General features: G+C 70.6%; 21 protein-coding genes. 19 read left to right on the top strand and 2 right to left on the bottom strand.

The genetic code is table 11. The features are described 5' to 3' along the window. Positions 1 to 13: 13 nt before the first annotated feature. Positions 14 to 2002 (bottom strand): molecular chaperone HtpG, encoded by a 1989-nt coding sequence (htpG, locus tag WMF29_RS48285; RefSeq protein ID WP_437326768.1) that lies wholly within the window; start codon positions 2000 to 2002, stop codon positions 14 to 16. Between the two features lie 393 nt (positions 2003 to 2395). On the opposite strand from htpG, the gene WMF29_RS48280 reads away from it, so the two are divergent. From WMF29_RS48280 to hisN, 3 genes are all read left to right on the top strand, one after another. Continuing rightward, the gene (locus WMF29_RS48280) at positions 2396 to 3478 is read left to right on the top strand and encodes a hypothetical protein (RefSeq protein ID WP_437326767.1); all 1083 of its coding nucleotides are present in this window, start codon (positions 2396 to 2398) and stop codon (positions 3476 to 3478) included. A 173-nt stretch (positions 3479 to 3651) separates the two neighbouring features. Beyond that, a complete protein-coding gene (locus WMF29_RS48275) occupies positions 3652 to 4659 on the top strand; it encodes an alpha/beta hydrolase (RefSeq protein WP_437326766.1) in 1008 nt (335 codons plus the stop codon). A gap of 108 nt (positions 4660 to 4767) precedes the next feature. Next, positions 4768 to 5565: a histidinol-phosphatase gene (hisN, locus tag WMF29_RS48270; protein WP_437326765.1), complete on the top strand. Its 798-nt coding sequence runs from the start codon at positions 4768 to 4770 to the stop codon at positions 5563 to 5565. Between the two features lie 31 nt (positions 5566 to 5596). Here the strand turns inward: hisN and WMF29_RS48265 are convergent, their stop codons facing one another. After that, a complete protein-coding gene (locus tag WMF29_RS48265; protein WP_437326764.1) occupies positions 5597 to 6307 on the bottom strand; it encodes a TetR/AcrR family transcriptional regulator in 711 nt (236 codons plus the stop codon). Positions 6308 to 6423: 116 nt separating this feature from the next. Here WMF29_RS48265 and WMF29_RS48260 point away from each other — a divergent pair, with 116 nt between their 5' ends. The 16 genes from WMF29_RS48260 (at position 6424) to WMF29_RS48185 (ending at position 22321) form a co-directional block, all read left to right on the top strand. Next, positions 6424 to 7056 (top strand): hypothetical protein, encoded by a 633-nt coding sequence (locus tag WMF29_RS48260; protein ID WP_437326763.1) that lies wholly within the window; start codon positions 6424 to 6426, stop codon positions 7054 to 7056. 616 nt (positions 7057 to 7672) lie between these two features. Further along, on the top strand, positions 7673 to 8056 hold the full coding sequence (locus WMF29_RS48255; RefSeq protein ID WP_437326762.1) for a (2Fe-2S) ferredoxin domain-containing protein: 384 nt from the start codon (positions 7673 to 7675) through the stop codon (positions 8054 to 8056). A 14-nt stretch (positions 8057 to 8070) separates the two neighbouring features. Further along, positions 8071 to 8514, top strand: a complete 444-nt coding sequence (locus tag WMF29_RS48250) for a hypothetical protein (protein ID WP_272096930.1) — start codon at positions 8071 to 8073, stop codon at positions 8512 to 8514. Between the two features lie 5 nt (positions 8515 to 8519). Beyond that, positions 8520 to 9086, top strand: a complete 567-nt coding sequence (locus WMF29_RS48245; RefSeq protein ID WP_437326761.1) for an isochorismatase family protein — start codon at positions 8520 to 8522, stop codon at positions 9084 to 9086. Between the two features lie 130 nt (positions 9087 to 9216). Beyond that, positions 9217 to 10623 (top strand): sigma-54-dependent transcriptional regulator, encoded by a 1407-nt coding sequence (locus tag WMF29_RS48240; RefSeq protein ID WP_272096928.1) that lies wholly within the window; start codon positions 9217 to 9219, stop codon positions 10621 to 10623. 204 nt (positions 10624 to 10827) lie between these two features. Further along, positions 10828 to 11808, top strand: a complete 981-nt coding sequence (gene gspC, locus WMF29_RS48235) for a type II secretion system protein GspC (RefSeq protein ID WP_437326760.1) — start codon at positions 10828 to 10830, stop codon at positions 11806 to 11808. A 41-nt stretch (positions 11809 to 11849) separates the two neighbouring features. Then, complete coding sequence (locus WMF29_RS48230) at positions 11850 to 12161, top strand: hypothetical protein (RefSeq protein WP_437326759.1); 312 nt, start codon at positions 11850 to 11852, stop codon at positions 12159 to 12161. 50 nt (positions 12162 to 12211) lie between these two features. After that, a complete protein-coding gene (gspD, locus tag WMF29_RS48225; protein WP_437326758.1) occupies positions 12212 to 14806 on the top strand; it encodes a type II secretion system secretin GspD in 2595 nt (864 codons plus the stop codon). After that, positions 14803 to 16581: a type II secretion system ATPase GspE gene (gene gspE / locus WMF29_RS48220; RefSeq protein WP_272096925.1), complete on the top strand. Its 1779-nt coding sequence runs from the start codon at positions 14803 to 14805 to the stop codon at positions 16579 to 16581. The genes gspD and gspE overlap by 4 nt, the downstream gene beginning before the upstream one ends. 8 nt (positions 16582 to 16589) lie before the next feature. Further along, complete coding sequence (gspF, locus tag WMF29_RS48215; protein WP_437326757.1) at positions 16590 to 17816, top strand: type II secretion system inner membrane protein GspF; 1227 nt, start codon at positions 16590 to 16592, stop codon at positions 17814 to 17816. Between the two features lie 6 nt (positions 17817 to 17822). Next, entirely contained in the window at positions 17823 to 18236 is a 414-nt protein-coding gene (locus tag WMF29_RS48210) for a type II secretion system protein GspG (RefSeq protein WP_437326756.1), read from the top strand. A 3-nt stretch (positions 18237 to 18239) separates the two neighbouring features. Next, complete coding sequence (locus WMF29_RS48205) at positions 18240 to 18689, top strand: type II secretion system protein (RefSeq protein WP_437326755.1); 450 nt, start codon at positions 18240 to 18242, stop codon at positions 18687 to 18689. A gap of 25 nt (positions 18690 to 18714) precedes the next feature. Further along, a complete protein-coding gene (locus WMF29_RS48200; RefSeq protein ID WP_272096920.1) occupies positions 18715 to 19413 on the top strand; it encodes a pilus assembly FimT family protein in 699 nt (232 codons plus the stop codon). After that, complete coding sequence (locus tag WMF29_RS48195) at positions 19413 to 20072, top strand: type IV pilus modification PilV family protein (RefSeq protein WP_272096919.1); 660 nt, start codon at positions 19413 to 19415, stop codon at positions 20070 to 20072. Before WMF29_RS48200 ends, WMF29_RS48195 begins: the two co-directional genes overlap by 1 nt. After that, positions 20069 to 20782, top strand: coding sequence for a type II secretion system protein GspJ (locus WMF29_RS48190; protein WP_437326754.1), 714 nt, complete (start codon positions 20069 to 20071; stop codon positions 20780 to 20782). Before WMF29_RS48195 ends, WMF29_RS48190 begins: the two co-directional genes overlap by 4 nt. A gap of 3 nt (positions 20783 to 20785) precedes the next feature. Next, positions 20786 to 22321, top strand: coding sequence for a general secretion pathway protein GspK (locus WMF29_RS48185; RefSeq protein WP_437326753.1), 1536 nt, complete (start codon positions 20786 to 20788; stop codon positions 22319 to 22321).

Here is a 22321-nt window from a genome sequence, read left to right as displayed (position 1 = left end):
AAACCGCGGCTCGTCAGGGCTGGCTGACCGCGGCAGAGCTGACCTGCGCGAGCAGATCCTGGATGCGCCGGACGAGCTTCGCCGGCTCCTGCACCACGCCCTCGACGAGGAGGGCCTGGTCGAGGAGGAGCTCGGACCACTGCTTCACCCGCTCCGAGCCGGGCTCGCGCCCCGCCAGGATGTTGAGGTTCTTCACCACCGGGTGACCCGGGTTGAGCTCCAGGATCCGCTTGGACTCCTCGGCGTTCTGGTCGATGAGCTTCATGATCCGCTCGAGGTTCGCCCCTGGATCCCCCTCGGCGGCGACGAGGCAGCTCGCGCTGTCCGTCAGGCGCCGCGAGACGCGCACGTCCTTCACCCGGTCGCCCAGCGCCGCCTTGACCGCCGCCACGGCCGCGTCCACCGACTCCTCCGGCTCGTCCTTCTTCTCCGGCTCGGCGCCGAGATCGACGTCGCCGTGCATCACGCTCTTGAGGCGGCGCTTGTCGAACTCGTTCAGCGCCTTCACGAACCACTCGTCGACCGGATCCACGAGGAACAGCACGTCGTAGCCGCGCTTCCGGAACGCCTCGAGGTGCGGGCTCTGCTCGACCGCGTGGCGGCCGAGCCCCGTCACGTAATAGATCTCCTTCTGCGCCTCCGGCATCTTCGCCACGTAATCGCGGAGCGAGATGAGCTTGCCGGCCTCCGTGTTCATCGACTCGAACCGGCACAGCTCGGCGATCGCGTCCTTGTTCTTCCAGTCGCTCGTGGCCCCCTCCTTGATGACCCGGCCGAACTCCTTCCAGAAAGCCGCATAGCGCTCGGGATCCGACTCGGAGAGGTCCTTGAGCGACTTGAGCACCTGCTTGACGATCTGCTGCTCGATCTGGGAGAGCGTGCGGTTCTCCTGGAGCATCTCGCGCGAGACGTTGAGCGAGAGGTCCTCGGAGTCGACGACGCCGCGCAGGAAGCGCAGGTACATCGGCGTCAGCTTGTCGCAGTCCTCGACGATGAGGACCCGCTTCGCGTAGAGGCGCACGCCCCGGCGGTCCTTGTGGAACATGTCCGCCGGCGCCTTCTCGGGCACGTAGAGCAGGGCGTGGAACTGCACGGGCGCGTCGATCGACAGGTGCACGGTGAGCAGCGGCTTCTCCCCCTCGTAGCCGCCGGTCACGTGCCGGAAGAACTCCGCGTGCTGCTCCTCGGTGATCTGCGACTTGGGCAGCGTCCAGAGCGCGGCCGAGCGGTTCGCGACCTCGTCGTTCACCTTGATGGGGAAATGAACGAAATCCGAGTACTTGCGGATGATCTCCTTGATCCGCCACACCTTCGTGTACTCGCGCGCGTCCTCCTTGAGGTGGAGGACGATCTTCGTGCCGGGGTGCTCGCGATCGCCGGAGGCCACGGTGAACGAGCCCGCGCCGGACGAGCGCCACAGGACGGGCTCCGCGCCCGGCAGCATCGAGCGGGTCTGCACGTCGACGCGCGAGGCGACCATGAACGCGGCGTAGAAGCCGACGCCGAACTGGCCGATGAGCTGGAGCTTGCCGCCGTCTTTCTTCTGCTTGGCGGCCTCGGCGTTGGCCTTCAGGAACTCCAGCGACCCCGAGCGAGCGATGGTGCCGAGGTTCTGCACCACCTCGTCCCGGGTCATGCCGATGCCGTTGTCCTCGATGGTGAGGGTCCGGGCGGCGTCGTCGAGCGTGATGAGGATCGCGGGCTCGCCGGCTTGTTCTGCGACCCCTTCGCGCGTGAGGGCCAGGAAGCGGGCCTTGTCGAGCGCGTCCGACGCGTTCGAGATGAGCTCGCGGAGGAAGACCTCCTGGTTTGCGTAGAGCGAGTTGATGACCAGCGCGAGGACCTGCTGCACCTCGGCCTGGAAGGGAAGCTCGACCGCGCCGGCGGCCTTGGCCTCCTCGGACGGGGTCGACGCGGGCGTCTCCGGGCCCGGAGCCGCACCCGAAGGCTCGGCAGAGGGCGTGGAACCGCTGGTTTCGGGGTTCGGGCTTTCCGTGTTCATGTCGGCGACCAAATGGATCCGATTTTCGAAAGGGCAATCCCCCGGCGCGCCGCGGGCGCCGCGGAGCGCCCCCAAAACGCGCCGCGGTGTGTCGCCTCGCTCCGAGCGCGCTCCGCGGCCGGCTCGGGGCCCCGCCGGCCGGGTGAGGGGCTCACCAGGCCGCGGGCCGACGCTGCGTCGAGGTCGGGATCTGCGCGCCGGGTCGTCACGTTCAGGTCGCTGTGCGCGATCCCCGCATCCCTGCCCGGTTTTTCCGGTGGGTAAGGGTTTCTTCATCAGGTCGCCGGAGCTAGATTCACCGGCGTTACACCCTCGCGGTCCGGGAGATCTGTTGTGGTAGCACTTCTCCGTGCAGTACTCCGTGTTCTCCCGGCAATCGGCGCGCTGGCCGGGGTGCTGGCGCTCGCGGGGTGCGGCGATCGGGGCAAGACGGCCGAGCAGGACCTCCTGAAGCGACCGCCCGCAGTGCTCCAGTTCGACGGCTATGTCTATGTCCCGACCGGGACGAGCGATTTCAAGATCCTCGAGCGCGTGCGGGCGCAGACGCGCACGGTGTTCACGGGGCTGCGGAAGTCCCGGGTGATGGTGAGCCGGCGCGAGGTCCAGGGAGCGACCACGGATACCTTCGCCAAGGAGGCCGTGACCGTCGTCGACGCCGCGGGGCACCGCACCCTCGCGCTCCGCGTACGGTACCGCTTCGTGGCCCGGCCGGAGGTCGCGAACGGCATCGACGATCGCAAGGAGCTCCCGCTCGCGCTCCTGCACCGGGAGGATGACGAGGTCGCGGAGCGCATCTACGAGGAGTGCACGCCGCCCCAGGAGCGGAGGAAGGGGGGCGCCAGCGCCGTCGGCCTCGACTTCGATCCGTCCATTCCGAGCTGCAAGGCCGCGATGGCCGCGGAGCAGGCGGCGATCGACGCGGCGCGCGCGAAGGTGCCCGAGCTCGCGGGCGGGCCGCCTGCCTCCGCCAAGGACACCGTGGTCCCGCTCGAGGAGGTACGGCGCCTGTACATCCCGACGCAGGTGACCGTCGAGCTCCGCGATCGCAAGCCGGGCGAGGTCACGCCGCGCTTCGTCCCGGTGGATCGACCGGAGAAAGAGGACGCGCGGGTCGCGACCGCGGAGCGGCCCGGCGGCGAGCACCCCGAGGGGCTCGAGCCGGCGGCGGTGCTCATCGACCCGGATCTCAAGGTGGAGCGGACGCCCGAGGAGAGGGCTATCGCCGAGGGGACCCTGCTGCCGAAGATGCCCACGACCGGCGGCACGGGCGCGATGAGCGGCGAGAGGCGGATCGAGGTCGTGAGCCCCGCGGTGGCGCAGGCGCAGCAGCGCAAGGCGGAGGCCGCCACGAGCGCGAACGAGCGCTTCGAGATCCCGTTCGAGACGCTGACCGACCCGAAGTTCCTGGTGGTCTGGTTCAGTCTGCTGATGGCGTACCCGATCCTCCGGGGCGATCCGCGGAAGAAGAAGCACTGACGCGCGGCATGAGCGCTGAAGAGCGCTGAAGAGCGCTGACGCGCGGCATGAGCGCTGAAGAGCGCTGACGCGCGTCGCGGCGCGCCTCGCCGAGAGGGGCGACGGCGCAGCGAGCGGACCGGCGTGGGCAGAGGCCGCCGCGATCGCGGGGGTCGTCCGCTACGATGCTCGCCATGATGCTTCGCCTGATGAAGATGTTCGGCCTCGCCTTCGTGGAGACCACGACCGAACGCGCCCGCCGGGGACCCGCGCGCCCGAGCTGGGGCTTCGGCTTCGAGTGGGTGGTCCGCTTTCTCCGCCGCGATTTCGCCTACGTGCTCAACCGGCCCTACCCGGAGGTCAGGGCCGAGCTCGACGCGCGCCCGTACTCCCAGAAGGCCGTCCGGCGCGTGAAGCGCACGGACGACACGTTGAAGGGCGTCCCCGCGGTCTGGTTCGAGCCGCCGGGCGCGGCGTCGCGCGGCGTCGTCCTCTACCTCCACGGCGGCTCGTACCTGTTCGGCTCCACGAGGACCCACGCGGACCTCATGGCGCGGCTGGCGCTGGCGAGCGGCGCCCGCGTCGTGGGCATCGACTACCGGCTCGCGCCGGAGCACCGCTATCCCGCGCAGCTCGAGGACGCGCTCGCCGCCGTAGGCGCGCTGGTCGAGCGCGGCCATGCGCCGGGGGAGATCGCGCTCGCCGGCGACTCCGCCGGCGGCAACCTCGCGCTCGTCACGCAGCTCGCGCTGCGCGACCGCGGCGCGCAGGCGCGCTGCGCCGCGCTCATCTCTCCCTGGCTCGACCTCACCGCGAGCAGCGCCTCGGCGATCGCGAACGACTCGACCGATTACGGCACCCGGGAGGGTCTCCTGCGCCAGGCGCGCGATTTCGCGGGCGCGACCCCGCTGGACGATCCCCGGCTGTCACCGCTCCACGCGCGTCTGGAGGGGCTGGCCTCGCTGTTCATCCAGGTCGGCGACGCCGAGCGCCTCCACGACGAGGGCCAGGAGCTCGCGCGGCGCGCCCGCGAGGCGGGCGTCGACGTCACGCTCGACGTGCTGCGGGACATGCCCCACAACGGGCCGGTGCTGGCCGACTTCCACCCGGAGGGCGCGCGGGGCACGGACGCGCTGGGCGCGTATCTCCGAGCGCGCCTGTCGTCGAGCGCGGCAGCGGCGACGCGGCCTGACGCGGCCTGATGCGGAGCTCGCTCCGCGGCGCTGCGGGGCGAGGTGGTTGCCGTGAGCGGGCGGCGCGCGTAGGGGATCGCGCGGTGAGGCTCGCCTCGAGGGCCCACGGAGGAGACGATGACCCCTTCCCAGGACCTGGTCGAGCTGGCAGAGCGGCTCGCGGACGCCAGCGGCGCCGTGATCCGGCGCTACTTTCGCAAGGGCATCGAGGCCGACGACAAGGCGGACGCGAGCCCTGTCACGATCGCCGACCGCGAGGCCGAGGCGGCGATACGCGAGCTGCTCGCCGCGCGCGCGCCGGGACACGGGATCGTGGGAGAGGAGCTCGGCCGCCAGAACGAGGGGGCGGAGCTCGTGTGGGTGCTCGATCCCATCGACGGGACGAAGGCATTCATCACGGGCAAGCCGCTCTTCGGCACGCTCATCGCGCTGCTGCACCGGGGCCGGCCGGTGCTCGGCGTCATCGATCAGCCCGTCCTCGGGGATCGCTGGCTCGGCGTCCTGGGCCGTCCGACGCTCTGGAACGGCGCGCCGGCGCGCGTCCGCGCGTGCGCGGGGCTGCCGCTCGCGCGCCTCTCCACCACGGGCCCGCAGTACTTCCCGCCGGCGAAGGCGCGCGCCTTCGGGGAGGTCGCGTCCCGGGCCAAGCTCGTGAGCTACGGCGGCGATTGTTACCAGTATGGCCTCGTGGCGAGCGGCAGCATCGACGTGGTCGTCGAGTACGGCCTCAAGCTCCACGATTTCGCGGCGCTCGTCCCGGTGATCACCGGCGCCGGAGGGGTCATGACGGACTGGGAAGGGCGCCCGCTCGACGCCGCGAGCGCCGGTGACGTGGTGGCCGCCGGCGACCCGCGCACCCACGCCGAGGTGCTCGCCGCGCTCCGCGCCGGCGATCCCCGGCAGGGCGCGCGCTGACGCGCGCCGACGTCGGAGCGCCGGCGGCGGCTCACGCCCGGAGCCCTCGGAACTGGAGGGTGAGGGAGCTCTTCAGCACGGGATCCAGCGCCGCCGCGAGCGTCACGAAGCCGCTGAGCCAGGACAGGAGCGCCGCGAAGTAGAGGGCGAAGATGTTGTGCGCCGCGGCGAGCGGGTCGATGTCGCCCGCGACGTCGCCGCGCGCCTGCGCGTCGCGCACGAGGCCCGCGATGCGGTGCAGGAACGCGAACGTGAGCGCGTTCAGCCGCTCTCCGTTCGGACCCGACGCGCCGGGGAACGCCTTCACGAACGCCTGCGACACGAGCGGCTGTTCGCCGTACATCGCGAACAGCCGCTGGAACACGTGGAGCAGCTGAGGGAGCAGGGGCTCTTTGCGCGGCAGCGCCTCGAAGGCCGCGTCGACCGCGGCCGCGAGCCGGTCGTGCATCACCATCATGAGCAGGTCGGCCTTGTCGCGCGCGTGCACGAACACCGTCCCCGTCGCGACCTCCGCGCGCTCCGCCACCGCCTTGGTCGTCGTGTCGTCGTACCCGAGCTCGGTGAAGAGCGCCCACGCGGCGTCCCGGATCCGCCGCCGGGTGTCGAGCTTCTGCTGGGCGCGCCCGCCGCGCTCGGGGGCCGGCGCGCTCGGCGCGGACGCGACCGGCGCCGCGGCGACCGGAGCTCGCGGCGCCGCGGCTCGCTTCCGGCGTTTCGTCGCGCCTGGAATGACCTTGCTCATCGACGGAGAACTCTGTTGTCGCGGATGCCTCCCCGTCAAGCGGCGATCTCCTTGACAGAACGAGCGCGAATAGTGACCATGGTCAGTGACTGAAGTCATCGAGCGAGGGTGGTGCCATGGCTCTGGTGCATTACGACGAAGGCCTCACGATGCGGGAGGCGCGGGCGCTCTACTTCGAGGTGAACCGCTTCGGCGCGGACGGCGGGTACGGCGACGCGTGGGTCGACTTCAAGCTCGGTCCGCTCCCCGTTCCGTTCCCGAACACGCGGGCGCGCGTGCGCGCCGTGCGTTACCACGACCTGCACCACGTGCTGACGGGCTACGACACGAACGCGATCGGCGAGTTCGAGATCGCGGCCTGGGAGCTCGGCGCCGGCTGCAAGGGCTTCGTGGCGGCCTGGCAGCTCAACCTGGGCGGCCTCTTCGCGGGGCTGCTGTCGGCCCCGCGCCGGACGGTCCGCGCTTTCTTCCGCGGCCGCCGCAGCGAGAGCCTGTACGGCCGCCCGTTCGAGGAGCTGCTCGATCGCGAGGTCGGCGAGCTGCGCAGGGAGATGCGCGTCGATGAGCGCTCTTCGTCCGGCTCCGGCCCGGCGGCGCTCGACGTGCTCTGGCTCGCGCTCGCGAGCCTCGCGGGGCTCGTGGTCGGCGTCCTCGGGTTCGCGACGGCGCTCGTCGTAGCGCCGATCGGGATCGTGAACCTGGCGCTGCGCCGGCACCGCGCGCGCAGCGCCGCGGAAGCCGGGGCCTGAGGCGAGGAGCCTGCCGGCGTTCAACCCCCGAGCAGATTACGAGGGTTCAACGAACCCCCAACACCTTCTCGCATACTCCACTATCACCTTTGCGATACCATGCTCGATCGATGACACATCCGCGCGAACAAAATCGCCCTTGAGAGGCCCACCGGAAGCGAGGACAGTATACGGGCCGCCATCGGACGGGCCTCTACCACCATCAAGCTTTATGAGGACGATCGCCCCGTCGCTGCGCATGCGCTCCAGGATCGGGAGGACCGCATCGATTCCTCTCCACTGCGCTGAAACCGGGCTCAAACCAAGGTAGCTTGCTACCATTGGAATGAGTCTGCAATCACCTGTAGCCATGAAACCCCCTAGGGTGTGACACAGTACTCGTCTGTCAAAACGCAGTCTCGATAACCTTTGCAAACGGGGTTCCGAAGAAGTCGGAACCGCCAAGATCGTCGACAACCTTCGAGGACGGTACGCCACCGGGCCCAGGAATGCCTCGCGCACAGCATCCGTGCGCCCGTCCGGCCGCCGGCCCGCCCCCTGGCGAAGCTCGACGCGCCCCCCGCGCCTCCCCCGCCCCAGCTTGACCTGGCCCCCGCGACGCACGAGGATCCGCTTCGTGCCCCAGCGAAAGCGTTACCTCTTCGTCTGCGTCAACCGCCGCCCGGACGGCGTTCCCAAGGGCTCCTGCGCTCAGCGCGGCGCCGAGGGCATCCACGTGCAGCTCAAGGCCGCGCTCGCCGAGCGGGGCCTCGCGAAGGTGGAGGCGCGCGCCTGCTCCGCGAGCTGCCTCGACGTCTGCTGGGCAGGCCCCGTCATCGCCGTGGAGCCGGACGGCTACTTCTACGGCCGCGTGACCCCCGCCGACGTCCCGGAGATCGTCGATGCCCTCGCCTCGGGCCGGCGCGTCGAGCGGCTCGTGCTCCCGCCCGAGGACTACACGGAGGCGACCGCCGCCCCGCCGCTGCCGGCGCCGCCGCGCGGCGCGCCCCCGGAAGCGTGATGGGCGGAGGCGTGATGCGCGGCTTCGAGTTCTGCGAGACCATGGCCGGGAGCTTCCACCTGGTCGACTCGCCCTCCGACGAGCGGCCCATGTCGTTCACGATCCGCGCGCGCTCGCGCGGCCTCCTCGACTTCCTGCGCAAGCCCGAGGTCGAGATCGAGGGCGAGATCGACGCCGAGGGCTTCGCCGACCACCGCTACCTCTCCGGGCGGCTCGGCCTCGACGTCGCGCGCACCGGGACCCTGCCCTACTCCTTCGAGTTCACCGCCAACGACGGCCGCCGCTGCGCGTTCGCCGGCCGGAAGACCGTGCGCCCCGGCGATCTCATGACGTCGATGACCGTCCTGCCCGGCGTCCTCGTCGGCGACGGCGGCGCGCTGATCGGCGAGGCGCTCCTCCGCTTCGACCTGCGGAGCGACCTGCTCCGGTTCCTGAGGAGCTTCCGGGCCACGAGGTAGCCACCATGCAAAGGATCGAGCCCGCAGACAGCGCGGTCATCGTCATCGACGTGCAAGAGAAGCTCGCCGGCGCGATGCCGGCGCCCCAGATGGACGCGCTCACCCGCGCGGCCACGGTGCTGATCGAGGCGGCGCGGCGCCTCGGCGCGGCGGTCATCGCCACCGAGCAGTACCCCGCGGGCCTCGGCCCGACCATCGCGCCCATCGCCGAGCGGCTCGCCCAGGCGGGCGCGCCCGTCATCCCCAAGATGGAGTTCTCCGCCTGCGGCTCCCCCGAGTTCGAGCGCATCTTGCGCACGTCGACCGGGCGCGCGCCCCGCGCCGCCATCGTCGTCGGCGTGGAGGCGCACGTCTGCGTGTTCCAGACCGTGCGCGACCTCGCCGCGCGCGGCGTCCTCGTCCAGGTCCCGCTCGACGGCGTCGCCTCCCGCCGCGACGACCACCGGCTCGCCGGCCTCGATCTCTGCCGCGCCGCAGGCGCCACCATCACCACCGCGGAGACCGTCGTCTTCGACTGGCTCAAGATCGCCGGAACGGACGACTTCAAGCAGCTCTCGAAGCTCATCCGCTGACCGATCCCGCGATCTTCGCGGGCGGCGCGCGGGGCCCAGGTCGGCCTGTCAGTTTGTCAGGCGCCGGATCGGACTTTGTCAGACCCGTGCTCTCCTGGACATGCCGCCAACGCCTGTGACACAGTGGCGCATGGCTGACGATCTGGCACAAGTCCCCCCGAGCGCGCCGCCGGCTGGCCCCGCCGCGCCGCCGCCCGGCGCGCCGACGGTCCTCGTGGTCGATGACGAGCCGTCGAACGTCGCCTCCATCGAGAAGATCTTCCAGCGCGACGGCATGCGCGTCATCACGGCGGACAGCGCGAAGGCGGCGCTGGAGATCGTGCGCAGCCGCCGCGTCGAGGTCGTCCTGACCGACCTGATGATGCCGGGGGTCAGCGGCCTGGAGCTGCTCCGCGCGCTGAAGCAGCTCGCGCCCGACACCGAGGTCGTGATGATGACCGCCTACGGGACCGTCGAGACCGCGGTCCAGGCCATGCGCGAGGGCGCCTACGACTTCGTGGAGAAGCCGCTCAAGCGGATGACGATCATCAAGAGCGTGCGCAAGGCCGCCGAGCGCCAGTCGCTCGTCGCCGAGAACCGCTCGCTCCGGCAGGAGATCAAGCTGCTCACGAAGCGCGAGATCGTCGGATCGAGCCCGACGCTCCGCCGCGTGCTCGACATCGCGACCCAGGCGGCGCCCTCGAGCGCCACGGTGCTCGTGCTCGGCGAGAGCGGCACCGGCAAGGAGCTGCTCGCGCGCTTCATCCACGAGCGCAGCGCGCGCTCGCGGGGGCCGTTCGTCGCGGTCAACTGCGCGGCCATCCCGGAGACCATCCTCGAGGCCGAGCTCTTCGGCCACGAGCGCGGCGCGTTCACCGGCGCCCTCGCGAAGCGCGACGGCCGCTTCGCCAAGGCGGCCGGCGGCACGCTGTTCCTCGACGAGATCGGCGAGCTCTCGCCCGCCGTGCAGGTGAAGCTCCTCCGCGTGCTGCAGGAGGGCGAGTACGAGCCCGTCGGCGGCGACACGGTGCGCGCCGACGTGCGCCTGGTCGCGGCCACCAACAAGGACCTCCGCGCCGAGGTCGCCGCGGGCCGCTTCCGCGAGGACCTGTTCTACCGGCTCAACGTGATCGCGATCACGGCGCCCCCGCTCCGGACCCGCCGCGAGGACATCCCGCTCCTCGTCGACCACTTCCTCGGCATCTACTGCACGAAGAACAACCGCCCCCGCCTGGAGGCGCCGCGCGACGTGCTCGCGCGCCTGACCGACTACACGTGGCCGGGCAACGTGCGCGAGCTAGAGAACGTGATCGAGCGCGCCGTGGTCCTCTGCCGCGGCGACCAGCTCTCCGTCGACGACCTGCCCGACTTCATCCGCGAGGCCGCCCCCGCCGAGCCGAGCTCGCTCACCTTCTCGGTCGGCACGCCCCTCGACGAGGTCGAGCGCAGGCTCATCCGCGAGACGCTCCGCCACGCCCGCGGGGACAAATCCGTGGCCGCGCAGTTGCTCGGCATCTCGACGCGCACCATCTACCGAAAGCTCGGCGAGCTGGAGTGACGCCGCGCGCGCCGTCCCGCGGACACCGCGCGCGCCTGCGCGCCGGCCCCCGCGAAAATCCATTTGTCACTTTGGCAAAGGAGGCCGTCCGACACGCCCGGGGTTCGTCACCTTGGCGGGACAGCTTTCGAAATTTCGTGAAGACGCGGGAAACCACCGGCGATTGACCGCTGGCATGAAACTCGCCTAGAGGAGGATGGGCGCATGGGCATCGACGCGATCCTGAAGCGGTATTTTCCCTGGGTGCTGGGCGTGCTGATCGCGCTCGCCGCCTACTTCCAGGCGTCGGGCATGGGTCAGCTCGTGGTCTCCAGCGTCGCGATCGACGCCCCGCCGGCGCCGCCCAGCCATCCGACGCGCCCGGCGTCGTTCGGGCCGACCGCGAGCAGCACGGACCACACGACGAGCGCCGCGGCGATCCTCTCGCGCAACCCGTTCGACTCGGTGACGGGGCCGCTCGACGGCAAGCCCGTCGAGCTCCCGACCGTCCAGCACGAGCTGCCCAACAAGGACCCGTACGCGGACCCGTCCTGCGACGGCGCCCGCGTCCTCCTCATCACGCAGGCCGACGATCCCGCGTGGTCGTTCGCGGCCATGACCGGCTCGGACGGCAAGGCGATCTTGCGGCGGCAGGGGGATGAGATCAGCGGGCAGACCGTTTACTACGTGGGGTGGGATCGGGTCTGGCTGACGTCCGGCAGCTCGCGGTGCCAGGCCATCGTTGGCAGCCGCGCCGTCGCCCGCGCCAGCGCCGCGCCGGCGCCGACACCCACGGCCGCGCCGACGGGCGCCGCGGCGAAGCCCGCCGCCCGCGCCGGCAAGAAGATCCCGCCGGAGATCGCCTCGAAGATCCAGCGCGTGAGCGAGACGGAGTTCAACGTGGAGCGCAGCGCCGTCGACCACATCCTGGAGAACCAGGGCGAGCTGATGCGCTCCGCGCGCATCGTCCCCGAGAAGGAGGGAGACAAGGTGGTGGGCATCCGTCTCTTCGGGATTCGCCCGGACTCTCTGCTGGGGACGCTCGGGCTGGAGAACGGAGATCGGCTGTCCAGCATCAACGGGTTTGAGATGAGCGATCCGCAGAAGGCCCTCGAGGCCTACGCGCGGCTCCGGACGGCGGACCGGCTCACGGTGAGCATCAACCGCAAGGGCAAGCCGATGAACATCGACTTCAACATCAAGTGAGCGCTCCGGACTGAATCCAGGGACGAAAGCAGGGTAGCGGCATGGCGCGATGGATAGGGACGCTGAACGAGGGGAGCCTGCTCCGACGGACGCTGATGGCGATCGGCACGTTCGTCCTCGGCTCCCTCACGTTCGTCGGGGTCATGAGCCTCGTCCTCGTGTCGGTCGCCAAGGCCGTCCTGCCGCCCCACGAGGCGTCCCACGACAAGGAGTCCGCGGCGGACACGACGGAGGAGGCCGACAGCGAGGCCGCCGCCGGCGCGACCAAGACCGCCCTGGGCAAGACCTCCCGCTCGAAGCGGCCGCGGCCCCCCTCGCCGGCCGCGCGCGAGAGCGCGCCGAACGCTGACTGAGCGGCGCCGCCTCCCCCTACCAACCAACGCAGAGAATATCGAGTCGACTGATGGTGATGACGACCCTCGAGCGATCCTGCTGCCTCCGGAGGAGGCTCCTCGCCGCGCCGGTGGCGGCGCTCGTGCTCGCCGCCGCGGCGCCGCCCGCCGCAGCGCAGCCCGCGAACCGCGGCGCCCCCGTGCTGCGGACCCCCGGCCAGGTCCCGCCGGCGCCCGCCCGCCCCACGCCTGCGCCGGGCGCGCCGGCCGCAGGCGCGCCCCCCGCAGGCGCGCCGGGCGCAGCCGCGCCAGGCGCTCCGGGCGACGCCGGCGACGACCCGCTCGCCGCGGTCAAGCAAGGGGTCCAGGAGATCGAGTTCAAGCCGAAGCCCGGCGGCTACAAGGTCAGCTTCAACCTCGACGAGGCCGACCTCCCCGAGCTCGTGAAGGCCATCAGCAACATCACCGGGCGCCGCTTCATCTACGGCGGCAAGCTCCGGCAGATCAAGGCCACGGTGTACGCGCCGGAGAAGGTGACCGTCGCCGAGGCGTACAGCGCGTTCCTGTCGATCCTCGCCTCGAACGATCTCACCGTCATCCCCCACGGCCGCTTCCTCAAGATCGTGGAGACGCCAGGCGCGGTATCCGAGACGACGCCCGTGTTCGGGACCGCCACGCCCGTGCCCGCGGAGGACCGGTTCGTCACCCGCATGTACCGGCTGTCGCATATCGACGCCAACGAGGCGGGCGGCGTCCTGAGCAAGTTCAAATCGAAGGACGGCGACGTCACCGTCTACCCGCCCGGCAACCTGCTCATCATCACGGACACCGGGTCGAACATCCAGCGCATGCTGCGGATCGTCGAGGAGATCGACGTCGGCGGCGCCGGCGATCAGCTCTGGGTGCAGCCCGTTCATTACGGCTCCGCGGCGGAGGTCGCGACCAAGCTGAACGAGATCGTCGACCCGAGCAGGGCCGCGGCGGGCGGCGGCAGGCCCGGCAGGGGCGGCGCCGGCGGCACCGGCGCCCGCATCATCGCGGACGACAGGACCAACTCGCTCGTCATCACCGCGACCGAGCCGGACTACCTGCGCGTCCTCGGCATCCTGAAGCGCCTCGACGTGCCGCAGACGGGCGAGGGGCAGGTCCACGTGCTCTCGCTCCAGCACGCCGGCTGCAAGGAGCTGTCGGCGACGCTGAACCAGATCCTCGGCGGCGGAGCGGGCGGGGGCGGAGCGGCCGTCGGCGGCAGGCCGGGCGCGCGCGCCGCCCCGGCGGTGCCGGGCTCGACCGACGACATCTTCGAGGGGCAGGTCAAGGTCACCTGCGACGAGGCGAGCAACAAGCTCCTCATCACGTCGTCACCCCACGACTACGCCCAGCTGCGCACCGTGATCGACCAGCTCGACGAGCCCCGGCGGCAGGTGTTCATCGAGGCCGTGATCATGGACGTGAACGTCAGCCGCTCGCTCGATTTCGGCATCGGCTACCACGCCGGCGCGCCGTTCGACGGCCTCAACCCCGACGACAGCGTCGTCTACGGCGGCAACAACATCCGCCAGTCCGTCATCGGCCTGCCGGCGCAGCTCGGCGCGCTCGCGCTGGGCGTCAAGGGACCCGCGATCACCGGCTCGAACAACATCCTCGGGACGGGCATCTCGATCCCCGCGTTCGGCGTCGTCCTCCACGCGCTGGCCCAGGACGGCGACTCCAACGTCCTCGCGACGCCGCACATCCTCGCGACCGACAACGTGGCGGCCGAGATCTCGATCGGCCAGAACATCCCGCTGCAGACCAACGTGGGCGGCGGCGGGCTCAACCAGCTCGCGAGCCTGGCGGGCGGCGCGGGCGCGGCGGGCGGGCTCGGCGCGCTCGGCGGCCTGCTCGGCGGCCTCGGCGGCCTCGGCGGCGGCGCCGCCGCGCGCCAGGACGTCGGCACGAAGATCAAGGTCGTCCCCCACGTCAACGACTCGGATCAGGTGCGGCTGGAGCTCTCCGAGGAGATCTCCGACGCGGGCGCCCCCCTCGAGGGCGCGCTCGGCGCGATCCCCATCAACAAGCGCACCGCGAGCACAACGCTCGTCGTCCGGGATCAGCAGACCGTCGTGATCGGCGGCCTCATGCGCGACGGCATGACCACCTCGGAGACGAAGATCCCCGTGCTGGGCGACATCCCGGTGCTCGGGTTCCTCTTCCGGCAGCGGGTCAAGACGAAGACGAAGACGAACCTCCTCCTCGTGCTGACGCCCTACGTGATCCGCGACCAGGACGACCTCCGGACCATCTTCGAGCGCAAGATGCAGGAGCGGCAGGAGTTCATCGACCGTTACTTCGTCTTCAGCGAGAGCGCCGCGTGGGAGCCGCCGCGCGACTTCGGCCGCGCGAACGGGCTCCTCGAGGACATCCGCCAGTCGATGCTGGCCGAGGAAGAGCGAGCGCGCCTCGAGGAGGAGGCGCGCCCGAAGGGGCCGCGCGAGCACGTGCCGGTGGATCCGGTCGGCCTGCCGACGTTCGGCGGCAAGGCCACCGGCGCGGTGAATATGCAGCCCGGCATGGTCGACATGGAGGGCGAGCCGGCCCAGCTGCCGCCGCCGCCGAACGGCGCCCCGCCGCAGCGGCCCACGCGGCGGCCGCCGGGCGGACGGCAGATGGAGCGCGTGGAATGAGCCTGCAGCAGCAGCAGTACCTCGGCGAGATCCTCATCCGGCGGGGCGTCGTCCCCGCGGAGCGGCTGGTGCCGCTCTACGACACCGTCCGCGAGCGCGGTCAGCCGCTCGCGGACCTCATCGTCTCGTCCAACATCGCCGACGAGGCGAGCATCGCCAAGGCGCTCGCGGAGGAGTGCGAGGTCGGCCTCCTCCCGCGCATCGACATCGACGCGGTGCCGCTCGATCTCGCGAGCCGGGTGCCGATCACGTACGCCAAGCAGCACAAGATCCTGCCGCTCGCCGAGCACGACGGGGTCGTCTACTGCGCCGTCGCCGACCCCCTCGACACGACGGCGATCGACGACGTGCGGGCGCTGTTCGGCAAGCCCGTCGAGATCGCGGTCGCCACGAGCGACGTCGTGCTGAACGCGATCAACCGCATCTGGGAGCGCAAGGAGGACGGCGGCGCGAAGCTCGAGGGCGACACGGCGCTCGAGGAGGACAACCTCGTCGACATCATCGACTCCGACGACGACGCCCCGATCATCGCCTGGGTCAACGGCCTCTTCGCGCAGGCGGTCCGCGAGCGGGCGAGCGACATCCACATCGAGCCCGAGGAGCGCGACGTCGTCGTCCGCTACCGGATCGACGGCGAGCTCTACGTCGCGAAGCGCGCCTCGAAGCAGTTCATGGCGCCGATCATCGCCCGCGTGAAGATCATGGCGGCGCTCAACATCGCCGAGAAGCGGCTCCCGCAGGACGGCCGCATCACGCTGAAGATCGCGGGCAAGAGCGTCGACATCCGCGTCTCGACCGTGCCGACGAGCCGCGGCTTCGAGCGGATCGTGATGCGCATCCTGCACAAGGCGTCGGTCCTGCTCGGGCTCGACGACCTCGGCTTCGCGCCGCGCGAGTTCGCCATCATGGACGCGCTCATCCAGCGGCCGGACGGCATCATCCTCGTCACCGGCCCGACCGGCAGCGGCAAGACGACCACGCTCTACGCCTGCCTCAACCGGATCAACGAGCCCAGCCGGAACATCCTCACGGCCGAGGACCCGGTCGAGTACGAGATCGGCGGCATCCACCAGATCCACGTCCACCCCGGGATCGGGCTCACCTTCGCCTCGGCGCTCCGCGCGTTCCTCCGCCAGGATCCGGACGTGATCATGGTCGGCGAGATCCGCGACAAGGAGACCGCAGAGATCGCCATCCACGCGTCGCTCACCGGCCACCTGGTGCTCTCGACCCTCCACACGAACGACGCGGCCAGCGCGGTGACCCGCCTCGTCGAGATGGAGATCGAGCCCTTCCTCGTGCGGAGCAGCGTGATCGGCATCCTCGCCCAGCGCCTCGTGCGCCTGCTCTGCCCGGCGTGCAAGGTCCCCTACCGGCCCTCCGATTACGAGCTGCAGCAGCTCGGCCTCGACGAGGACCGGCTCGCCTGGAAGGCGCGGCGGAAGGTCTCGGCCCGCTACAGCGTGCACGGACAGAAATACGACTACATCGGGCAGGACATCGATCGGGCCGTGTTCTACAAGCCCGGGGGCTGCGACGCCTGCAACCAGAAGGGGTTCATCGGCCGGCGGGGCATCTACGAGCAGATGGTCATCGACGACGCCGTGGGTCCGCACATCCTGAAGAGCGCGGACGCGCAGACCATCAAGCGGGTCGCCATCTCCCAGGGGATGGATACGCTCCGGGACGACGGGGCGCGCAAGGTGCTCAAGGGCATCACCACCGTCGAGGAGGTCCTCGCGGCGACGCAGGAAGACGTCATCGTCGACGAGTAGGGAAGGCCGTGGCGGTATTCGAATACAAAGGCATCCTCGTCGGCACCGGAAAGCCGGTCAAAGGGGTCCGCGACGCGGAGAACGCGAAGGCCCTCCGGGTCGCCCTGCGCAAGGACGGCATCATGCTCACCGGCGCGACCGAGGAGCAGGCCGCGAAGGCGAAGGCGAAGCGCGATATCAAGATCTTCGCCTTCGCGGGCCGCCCCTCGACGTCGGACATCGCCGTGATGACCCGCCAGCTCGCGACGCTCATCGGCGCCGGCATCCCGCTCTTCGAGTCGCTCAACGCGCTCATCGAGCAGGTCGAGAAGGAGTCGCTGAAGAAGGTGCTCACGCAGGTGCGCGAGCAGGTGCGCGAAGGCACGAGCTTCGCCAAGGCGCTCGAGGCGCACCCCTCGGTCTTCCCGCCGCTCTACGTGAGCATGGTGCGCGCCGGCGAGGCGTCCGGCACGCTCGAGGGCGTGCTGACCCGCCTGACCACCTTCATGGAGAACCAGGCGAAGCTCGTGGGCAAGGTGACCGCCGCCCTCGCCTACCCCGCGCTGATGGCGCTCATCGGCATCGGGCTCATCTCGGTCCTCATGGTCGCGGTCGTGCCGAACGTGACAGGCATCTTCGCCTCCATGGACCAGGCGCTGCCCTGGTACACGGCGGCGCTCATCGGCACGTCGGCGTTCGCCTCGAGCTACTGGTGGCTCGTCCTGCTCGCGATCGTGGGCGCGGTGTACGGGTTCCGCCGCTGGGTGCGGACGCCGAAGGGCCGCCTCGCGTGGGACACGTTCGTGCTGCGGGCGCCCATCTTCGGCAAGCTCATCCAGATGCTGTCCATCGCGCGCTTCGCGCGGACCCTCGCGACCCTGCTGTCGTCGGGCGTCGCGCTCCTCAGCGCGATGGACATCGTCCGGAGCGTGCTCGGCAACGCCGCGCTGGAGAAGGTCATCGTCGACGCCATCGCGTCGATCCGCGAGGGCCAGAGCATCGCCGAGCCGCTGAAGCGGAGCGGCCGGTTCCCGCCGATCGTCACCCACATGATCGCCATCGGCGAGAGGAGCGGGCAGCTGGAGGCGATGCTGGAGAACGTGGCCAACGCCTACGACTCCGCCGTGGAGACCCGCGTCCAGGTGCTCACGAGCCTGCTCGAGCCGCTCATGATCGTCATCATGGGCGGCGCGGTCGCGTTCATCGCGATATCCATCCTCATGCCGCTCATCCAGATGTCGAGCTTCGTCGGGTAGGTGGCTATGGGGCGGCGCAGGCAGCGAGAGAGCACGATCTTCTTCCCCTGGGAGCGCGGCGGCGGGCTCTTCCGGCGGACCGGCATGGCGCGGGCGAGGCCCTTCGCCGCGGGCCTCGCGATGGTGGTCCTCCTGCTGCTCCTCGGCGCGCGCGAGCGGCGGCTCGTGGGAATTCGCTCGACCCGCGCGACGTTGTCCGTGGTCCACGGGGCGATCACCCTGTACCGCGCCGATCACGAGCGGCGGTGCCCGGGTTCCCTGGAAGAGCTGAAGCGCGAGGGATACCTCGCGATCGACCCGGTCGACGCGTGGGGCAGGCCGCTCCGGCTCACCTGCCCTGGAAGGAAGGATCCGGACGGATACGATCTCATGAGCGACGGGCCGGACGGCGAAATAGGGGGCCTTGACAGGGTGGAGTGAGAGATGGAGACGAACAGAGCAAGCAGCGCAAGAAGGATTCGACGGCTGGGCCGGAAGCTCTCGCGGGGCGTGACCCTGGTCGAGGTGCTCATCGTCGTGACGATCATGGCGATCATCGCCGGCGGCGCCACGCTCGTGGTGTGGCCGAAGCTCAAGCAGTCGCGCGTCAAGAGCGCCTATACCGGGGCGACGGTCATCAAGACCGCCGCCGAGCAGTACCAGCAGCTCGGGGCGGGCGGCGAAGGGTGCCCGACGATCCAGGCGCTGGTCAGCGCGAAGCAGATCGACGGCAACAAGATCGACGATCCCTGGGGCCAGCCGTACAAGATCAAGTGTGACGAGAACAACGATATCCATGTCGTCTCGTCCGGCGACGACAAGAAAGAGAACACCCCGGACGACATCCGGGATGACATGAAGCAATCGGATCTCAACAAGATCGCGGAGATGTAGCGCCGCGCCGGGAGCAGGAGCGCCCATGACACGCCGCCGGACGAGGGGACTCACGCTGGTCGAGGTGCTGATCACCGTCACGGTGATCGCGCTCATCAGCGGCTCGGTCATGCTCGGCATGGGCGCGGTCACGAGCGCGCGGCTGAAGCGCAGCGCGGCGCTGCTCGCGGGCGCCGTCCGGGTCGCGTACGCCCACGCGAACGCGAAGTCGAAGCCGGTGCGGCTGGTGTTCGATTTCGAGGAGCGGATGATCGTGCTCGAGGAGTCCACCGGCGAGCTCCTCGTCGAGCGGAACGACCGGGCCGGCGGCGCCGCCGCGGCGACGGAGGCCGAGAAGGCGGCCACGGCGGAGGCCGAGGCCATCCTGAAGGGGCCGCGCGCGCCGCGGCCGTCGTTCGAGCCGGCGAAGGCGTACGGCTTCAACCCCGAGAAGGACAGGCCCGGCAAGGAGCTGTCGAGCGGCGTGCGCTTCCTCCAGGTGGAGACCGGGCACCAGGACGAGCCCGTGACGGAGGGGCGGGCGTATCTCTACTTCTGGCCCGGAGGCCAGACCGAGCACGCCGCGATCCAGCTCAGCCTGGGCGGCGGGGAGACCGAGGACGCGGTGATGACGGTGCTCGTCTCGCCGCTGACCGGCAAGACGGAGCTCAGGAAGGGCAAGGCGAGCATGCCCAGGCCGCGCGACGACGCCGAGGCGTCCGAGCGCGAGGACACGGGGTTTTGATGCGCGCCCGCGGCTTCACCCTGCTGGAAGTGATGGTGGCGGTGGCCATCCTCGGCCTCGGGCTGACGGCGATCCTCTCCGCGCAGGCCGGCGCCTTCTCGGCCGCGGCGCACGCGAGGAACCTCAGCCTCGCGAACGGGCTCGCGCGCTGCAAGATGACCGAGCTCGAGGAGCGGCTCGCCAAGGACGGCCTGCCGGCGCTCGACGAGGCCGACAGCGGGCCGTGCTGCGAGGGCGACGAGTCGCCCAACATCAAGTGCAGCTGGCGCATCGAGAAGCCCGAGATGCCCGAGCCCAAGTACGGCGATCTGGACCTCGACACCAACCTCGAGGGGCTCGGGGCGCTCGGCAAGCCGGGCGAGTCGAGCGGCACCGCGGCCCCGAGCGGCAACCTCGACGATCTCGCGCAATCGCTGGTCGGCGGCGGCGCGGGGGGCGGCGAGTCGGCCGGCGGGATCTCGGGGCTCCTGCAGCCGTTCGTCGACATGCTCGCGCCGACGCTCCAGCCCATCTTCGAGGCGAGCGCGCGGCGGGTGACGGTCAAGCTGACCTGGCAGCAGGGGTCTCGGGAGCACTCGTTCGAGCTCGTGCAGTGGGTCACGATCCCCCAGATGGGCCAGCCCGACGCGGGCACGGGCGAGGGAGGAGGAGGACCGTGACGGCACGAAGGACGAGCTCTCTCCGCAGGCGCCGCGGCCGCTCGCGCGCGGTGACCCTCCTCGAGGTCCTCGTCTCGGTGGGCATCCTGGCGCTCATCGGGACGCTCATCTACGGCGCGTTCGACGGCATGAGCCGCGCGCGCTCGGGCATCTCGCGGATGGGCGACCGCTACCACCAGGGCCGCGCGGCGATCGCGCGCATCTCGCGCGAGCTCCAGACGGCCTTCCTGTCCAGGCACCAGCCGGCCGACAAGAACATCGTCGCGCGGCTCACCGCGTTCGCCGGCGAGGACTCGTCGCCCGCCGACCGCGTCGATTTCACCGCGTTCGCGCACCGGAGGCTCCTCCGGAACGCGCACGAGTCCGATCAGTGCGAGATCGGCTATTTCGGCGCGCGCGACCCGGAGCACGACAGGCTCGATCTCGTGCGGCGAGAGGCGAGGACCATCGACACCGAGCCGACGAGGGGCGGAGTCGTCAACGTGCTCGCCGAGGACATCGAGAGCTTCAACCTCCAGTACCTCGACCCGATCACCGGGGAGTGGGTCGACTCGTGGGACTCGACGCAGCCGGCGGCGCAGCTCGACCGGCTCCCCTCGCAGGTGTGGGTGACGCTGGTCCTGAACGGCGGGCCTGGCGGGCAGCCGATCAAGTTCGAGTCGAAGGTGCCACTCCCGATGCAGGTCCCCATCGCCTTCGGGGCCAACTGAGCCATGAGCCGCCCGAGGAGCCCCCACGCCGAGGAGCGCGCCGCCGAGAGGCCGCGCTCCAGGCGCGCACGCGCGCGCCGCCGCCTCCGGAGGCGGCGCGACCGGCGCGGCGTGGCGCTGGTCATGGTGCTCGGCGCGATCACGGTGCTCACCGTGTTCCTGACCGAGCTCCAGGAGGAGACCTCGACCGAGCTCTCCGCGGCGCTCGCCGATCGCGACGCGCTGCGGGCCGAGTACTACGCGAAGAGCGCCGTGAACCTGTCGCGGATGCTCATCGCCTCCGAGCCGAGCGTCAGCACGGCGATCGGGCCGATGCTCGCGATCGTCGGGATCAAGGGGAAGTTCCAGGTGCCGGTCTGGAAGTTCACCGACATGTTCCTCGGCCCCTTCAACGCGCAGCTCGCCGGGGCCGCGGGCGAGGGCAGCGCGGCGCCGCCCCCCGAGGCCGCGGGCGAGGGCAGCGCGGCGGGCAAGAACCTGGGGCTCACCGGCGGCGGCCGCTTCGAGCTCAAGATCGTCGACGAGGACTCGAAGATCAACGTCAACCGCGCCGCCGACGACGTGGGCGGCATCTCCGATCAGATCGCCGTGGGGAACCAGCTGCTCAGCCTGATGAGCGACGCGCAGTACAACGCGCTCTTCGAGGAGCGCGACGGAGACGGCCAGTTCTCGGACCGCGCGACCATCTGCAGCGCGCTCATCGACTGGGCCGACCCCGGCGACCAGACGTTCGCCTGCGACGCGACGTCGAACGCCCCGAGCTCCACCGGCGCAGAGGACAGCTTCTACCAGACGGTCGGCCTCGCCTATCAGCGCAAGAACGCCCCGTTCGACTCGATCGACGAGCTGCGGCTGGTCCGGGGCATGAACGACGACTTCTGGGCGACGTTCGTCGACCCGGATCCGAGCAACCCGGACAAGAGGGTCCTGACCGTCTGGGGCAGCCGAAAGCAGAAGGTGAACGTCTCGTCGGCGAACGCGCTGACGCTGCTCAGGCTCACGTGCACCCCCGATTTCGTGGATATCGCGACGACGACGCTCTGCACCGACGTGAACCAGCAGACGGCGTTCCTCACCGTGGCGTCGCTCGTGCAGAGCATGACCGGGGGGCTGCTCTTCCCCACACCGAAAGATTATGTCGATGCGATGACCCAGAAGGCGGGCAGCTCGCTCGGGGGGATGCTCGGGCAGCAGTTCAAGGCGATGGGCGTGGAAGCGGTGAAGTTCAAGCCGAACGTCACGAAGTCCCTCGGCAACAGGACCAACTTCCTGAGCATCTACGCCGATGGCATCGTCCCTGGGAACAAGCGTGAGACGCGGGTGCGCGTCCATGCGGTGGTCGATCTCACGGGGGCGACGCCGCTCAGCCAGAGCGGCAGTAGCGGCAGCAGCGGCAGCAGCGGCAGCAGCGGCAGTAGCGGCAACGGTGGCAATGGCGGAAGCGGTGGCAGCGGTGGCGCCGCTCCAACGCCGGAAACGTACGAACAGCAGGTACGATCGAACCCTGCCGGGACGATCATCTACTATCGCATCGAATAG

This window comes from Sorangium sp. So ce381 (assembly GCF_051473845.1).
GTDB classification, from domain to species: Bacteria; Myxococcota_A; Polyangia; order Polyangiales; family Polyangiaceae; genus Sorangium; species Sorangium atrum.
Note: the sequence above shows the minus strand (reverse complement) of the source record. Positions and strands in the feature narration are given on the sequence as shown.

Bases quoted from the DNA above. Each gene is read 5' to 3' on its own strand.
- WMF29_RS48205 (WP_437326755.1), top strand. From the start codon at position 18,240: ATGGAGACGAACAGAGCAAGCAGCGCAAGAAGGATTCGACGGCTGGGC.
- WMF29_RS48210 (WP_437326756.1), top strand. From the start codon at position 17,823: ATGGGGCGGCGCAGGCAGCGAGAGAGCACGATCTTCTTCCCCTGGGAG.
- htpG (WP_437326768.1), bottom strand. From the start codon at position 2,002: ATGAACACGGAAAGCCCGAACCCCGAAACCAGCGGTTCCACGCCCTCT.
- WMF29_RS48230 (WP_437326759.1), top strand. From the start codon at position 11,850: ATGGCGCGATGGATAGGGACGCTGAACGAGGGGAGCCTGCTCCGACGG.
- WMF29_RS48195 (WP_272096919.1), top strand. From the start codon at position 19,413: ATGCGCGCCCGCGGCTTCACCCTGCTGGAAGTGATGGTGGCGGTGGCC.
- WMF29_RS48250 (WP_272096930.1), top strand. From the start codon at position 8,071: ATGCGCGGCTTCGAGTTCTGCGAGACCATGGCCGGGAGCTTCCACCTG.
- WMF29_RS48260 (WP_437326763.1), top strand. From the start codon at position 6,424: ATGGCTCTGGTGCATTACGACGAAGGCCTCACGATGCGGGAGGCGCGG.
- WMF29_RS48240 (WP_272096928.1), top strand. From the start codon at position 9,217: ATGGCTGACGATCTGGCACAAGTCCCCCCGAGCGCGCCGCCGGCTGGC.
- WMF29_RS48200 (WP_272096920.1), top strand. From the start codon at position 18,715: ATGACACGCCGCCGGACGAGGGGACTCACGCTGGTCGAGGTGCTGATC.
- WMF29_RS48275 (WP_437326766.1), top strand. From the start codon at position 3,652: ATGATGCTTCGCCTGATGAAGATGTTCGGCCTCGCCTTCGTGGAGACC.
- WMF29_RS48245 (WP_437326761.1), top strand. From the start codon at position 8,520: ATGCAAAGGATCGAGCCCGCAGACAGCGCGGTCATCGTCATCGACGTG.
- gspD (WP_437326758.1), top strand. From the start codon at position 12,212: ATGGTGATGACGACCCTCGAGCGATCCTGCTGCCTCCGGAGGAGGCTC.
- hisN (WP_437326765.1), top strand. From the start codon at position 4,768: ATGACCCCTTCCCAGGACCTGGTCGAGCTGGCAGAGCGGCTCGCGGAC.
- WMF29_RS48265 (WP_437326764.1), bottom strand. From the start codon at position 6,307: ATGAGCAAGGTCATTCCAGGCGCGACGAAACGCCGGAAGCGAGCCGCG.
- gspE (WP_272096925.1), top strand. From the start codon at position 14,803: ATGAGCCTGCAGCAGCAGCAGTACCTCGGCGAGATCCTCATCCGGCGG.
- gspC (WP_437326760.1), top strand. From the start codon at position 10,828: ATGGGCATCGACGCGATCCTGAAGCGGTATTTTCCCTGGGTGCTGGGC.
- WMF29_RS48185 (WP_437326753.1), top strand. From the start codon at position 20,786: ATGAGCCGCCCGAGGAGCCCCCACGCCGAGGAGCGCGCCGCCGAGAGG.